This window comes from Actinomycetospora sp. (assembly GCF_055612215.1).
In genome coordinates this window covers 1-3,553 of the sequence record NZ_JBVPVA010000857.1, presented here as the reverse complement: position 1 = coordinate 3,553, position 3,553 = coordinate 1, and the positions used below count along the sequence as shown (strand labels likewise).

The 3,553-nt window shown below is 74.5% G+C and carries 4 protein-coding genes; all 4 read right to left on the bottom strand.

Features of this window, described 5'->3' with window-relative positions:
- Nucleotides 1–64: 64 nt before the first annotated feature.
- Nucleotides 65–637: a dihydrofolate reductase family protein gene (locus tag AC0CYZ_RS23360; protein WP_472219774.1), complete on the bottom strand. Its 573-nt coding sequence runs from the start codon at nucleotides 635–637 to the stop codon at nucleotides 65–67.
- Between the two features lie 98 nt (nucleotides 638–735).
- Complete coding sequence (locus tag AC0CYZ_RS23355; protein WP_472219772.1) at nucleotides 736–1,782, bottom strand: RNA polymerase subunit sigma-70; 1,047 nt, start codon at nucleotides 1,780–1,782, stop codon at nucleotides 736–738.
- A gap of 72 nt (nucleotides 1,783–1,854) precedes the next feature.
- Nucleotides 1,855–3,099 carry a cytochrome P450 gene (locus AC0CYZ_RS23350; protein WP_472219770.1) on the bottom strand — a complete coding sequence of 415 codons (1,245 nt, stop codon included), beginning with the start codon at nucleotides 3,097–3,099 and terminating at the stop codon, nucleotides 1,855–1,857.
- A 34-nt stretch (nucleotides 3,100–3,133) separates the two neighbouring features.
- Nucleotides 3,134–3,553: carotenoid oxygenase family protein (locus AC0CYZ_RS23345; RefSeq protein ID WP_472219769.1), on the bottom strand; the 420-nt coding region annotated here is incomplete at its 5' end.

The window sequence follows — 3,553 nt, the reverse complement described above, 5'->3', positions numbered from 1 at the left end:
CCCCCGGTGCTTCCCGGCTGACGCGTGCGGTGGACGAGGCCCCCATCTGCCTCGTCGCACGACCTCAGGGGTGCACGCGGAACCACAGGTTCGTCGCCAGCGGCGCCCGGGAGACGCTGGTGCGTTCCAGCGCCACCGTCTCGCCCCCGCGACGTTCGAACAACCGCACGCCGTCGCCGAGCAGGACCGGGGCGACGAGCACGAGGATCTCGTCGAGCACGCCGGCCTCGAGGCACTGCCTCCCGACGCTGGCGCCCAGCACGTTGACGTAGGTCTTGTCGCCCGCCGCCTCCTTGGCGGCGGCCACGGCCGTGTCGAGGTCGTCAACGAACGTCACGCCCGCCGGCGCGGCGTCGGGCGGCCGGTGGGTGAGCACGAACTGCGGGCCGTGCCACTGCCCGGAGAACGCGCCCTCCTTGTCGGTGCCCCGGTTCGGGTCGTCCCCGCCGAAGGTGCGCGCCCCCACCAGCAGCGCGCCGATGTCGGAGACCAGCTCGTCGGCCACCGGGTTGGGCCCGAGGTAGCCGGTCATCCAGGACTGGTCCCCGCCCGGTCCGGAGATGTACCCGTCCAGCGACGTCGTCGCCGAGTACAGCAGCCGCGGTGAGGTCGTCGCCCGCCCGTCGATGGTGCCCACGTCCACTCCTCTGTTCGTGCGGGTCGCGCCCGTGCTCGGGCGCGACCTCGGAGGTTGAGACGAGCGGCGCCGGAGAACTCATCGGTGCCGCGGGACGCTCACGCGGCCGGGAGGGCGTCGGGCAGGGCGAACCGGCCGAACAGGCCGGGATCGTGGAAGGAGGTGATCTCGGCGATCCCGCCGGGGACGATCCGCAGCACGCTGATGGCCGTCGCGTCCCACGGCGTCGTCGGCGAGGCACCCCGAGCGCGGTGGTACAGCGCCACCGCCGGTGCCCGGTTGGCCCGGGTGGCCACGGTCCGGAACCCGCCGACCAGCGCGAAGCCACGGGCGAGGGTCGCCACCAGGCTGTCCCGCCCCGAGTACCACATCGGATAGGGCGGCATCGCTCCGCGGACGTCGACGAGCACCAGCTCCGCGATCGCCGCGGTGTCGCCCCGCTCCACGGCGTCCATGAACCGCTCCAGGACCTCCCGTTCCTCCCCCGGCGGGACCTCGGGTCGCGACCACCGGCCCCGCGGACCGCCGAGCTGGGCGCGGACCGTCGCCCGGGCCCGCTGCAGGGCGCTGTTGACCGCGGCCACCGTCGTGTCCAGTGCCTCGGCGACCTCGGCCGCCGACCACCCCACCACGTCGCGCAGCACGTGGGCTGCGCGTTGCCGGGCCGGCAACGTCTGCAGCGCCGCGATGAAGGCCAGCTCGACGGTCTCCCGTGACAGCGCCACCGCCTCGGGCCCGTGCTCGCGGGGAGCCACCGGCTCGGACGCCGACTCCAGCAGCCGGTCCGGGCAGGGCTGGAGCCAGACCGGCTCGGGCCGCGCCGGCAGCGCGGTCTCCGGGTCCGACGGGCCGGAGAGCTGGTACGGCAGGGACCGGCGCCGCCGGTGGGCCACCACGTCGAGGCAGGCGTTGGTCGCGATGCGGTACAACCACGCGCGGACCGTCGAGCGGCCCTGGAACCCCCCGCGCGCCTGCCACGCCCGCACGAACGTCTCCTGCACCAGGTCCTCGGAGTCCTGCACGGAGCCCAACAGCCGGTAGCAGTGCACCCGCAGCTCACCGCGATACCGTTCGACCACCCCGACGAACGCGGCCTGGTCCCCGCAGCGGAACGAGTCCAGCACCTCCCGGCTCTCGCCCGTCACGTCACGTCGATCGGTCGGCACCCGCCGGAGCATCCACCCGCCGCGGCACCCCGGCCACCGGTGGGGCCACCCTCACCGGGACGGGATCGTCGTGACCGGCAGGGAGTCGATGAGGCGCAGGTTGAGGTTCGCGGCGTAGCGCGCGGGCCCGGTGGGCGTGAGCGTCGGGTGCTGCTCGACGAGGATGCGCAGGGCCAGTTCGGCCTCGAGCCGGGCGAGCGGACCGCCGAGGCAGTAGTGCGGTCCCTGGCCGAGGGCCACGTCCCGGCGGTCGGGACGGTCGAGGACGAACGCGTCCGGGTCGGGGAAGCGGTCGGGGTCGCGGTTGGCCGCGGCCAGCACGAGGACGACCGTGGCGCCGGACGGGACCAGCGCATCGCCGAACCGGACGTCCTCGCGGGCCACGCGGCGGATGAACTGGTTGGGGGTCACCAGGCGGAGGAGCTCGTCGACCGCGGCCGGCCAGTGCTCGGGGTGCTCCCGCAGGTCGGCGCGGACCTCCGGCAGCCCCATGAGCAGCGCCACCCCGTTGCCGAGCAGGCTCGTCAGGTTCTCGTGGCCGGCGATGAGCAGCAGGACGATGGTGGCGAAGAGTTCCTCGGCGGTGAGGTGGTCACTGGCCTCGCCCGCCACGAGCCGGTCCACGACCCCGTCGCCACCCGCCGCGGGTGTCGCACCGTCCAGGACGCGGTCGACGAAGCCACGCAGGTCCTGACCGGCGGCCGCGGCGGCATCCCGCTCCGCCGCCGAGAGCGTGGAGACGTCCCGACCCCAGGGCAGCAGGAAGTCGTCGCAGGCGCGCTTGAGACGCCGCCCGTCCTCCCCGAGCAGCGCGACCCCGAGCAGGTCGCCGAGCACGGCGATCGGCAGCGGCTCGGCCAGGGCGCCGATGACGTCGAAGGTCGGGCCGGCCGCGTCGAGCAGGCGCCGGACGTGCCACTCGATCGGGCGGCGCAGCGCGGCGATGGCCGAGGGCACGAACGCGTGCGCCACCAGCCGCCGGAGGCGGGTGTGCTCGGGCGCGTCGGCGAAGACGAGGCTGTGGTTGACGAACGTGTAGGCCGCGGCGAGCACCTCGGAGGTGCGGGTCGCGGTGACGCCGGTTCCCGCGTGCTCCTCCGAGGTGGTCCCGTCGGAGGTGGTGGCGTCGAGCACCCGTGACGAGAAGCGCACGTCGTGCAGGACGGCCCGGACGTCGGCGAAACGGGTCAGCACGAAGGCGTCGACCTCGTCGCTCCAGTGCACCGGATCGCTCTCGCGCAACGCCCCGAACACCGTGTAGGGGTCCGCCACGGTCGCCTCGCCGAACAGTTCCACCCCAGGCTCCTCCCCGTCCACCGGTGCGACCGGGCTATTCCTCGCTCGGCAACCAGCACCCGTGCAGGCCCAGCGGCACGCGGGTCGGGATGCGCACCCGGGCGACCGGTCCGCTCGCCGGGTCCGCAGCCGGGATCACGAGCCACCAGCTCGTCTCGTCGGCGCGGTCGATCGCGAACGTGACCCACCAGCCGTGGGACTCGTCCGGGTCGCCGGGGCGGGGCACGAACGTCGGTTCGCCGACCGCGAGCCCGCCGGCGTCCCAGGCCGTGGTGGACCCGGTCCGGGAGTCCAGCCACATGAGCTCGTCGTGGTCCCCGGAGACCAGCGTCTCCCGTCCGCTCGTCGTGCCTACGGCGATCACCCCGTGCCGGTCGCCGAGGCGGCGGCCGTCGATGCGCGGGAACTCCATCGACCCCGGCTCCACGAGTTCGTGGCGGCTCATGGTGCCGCG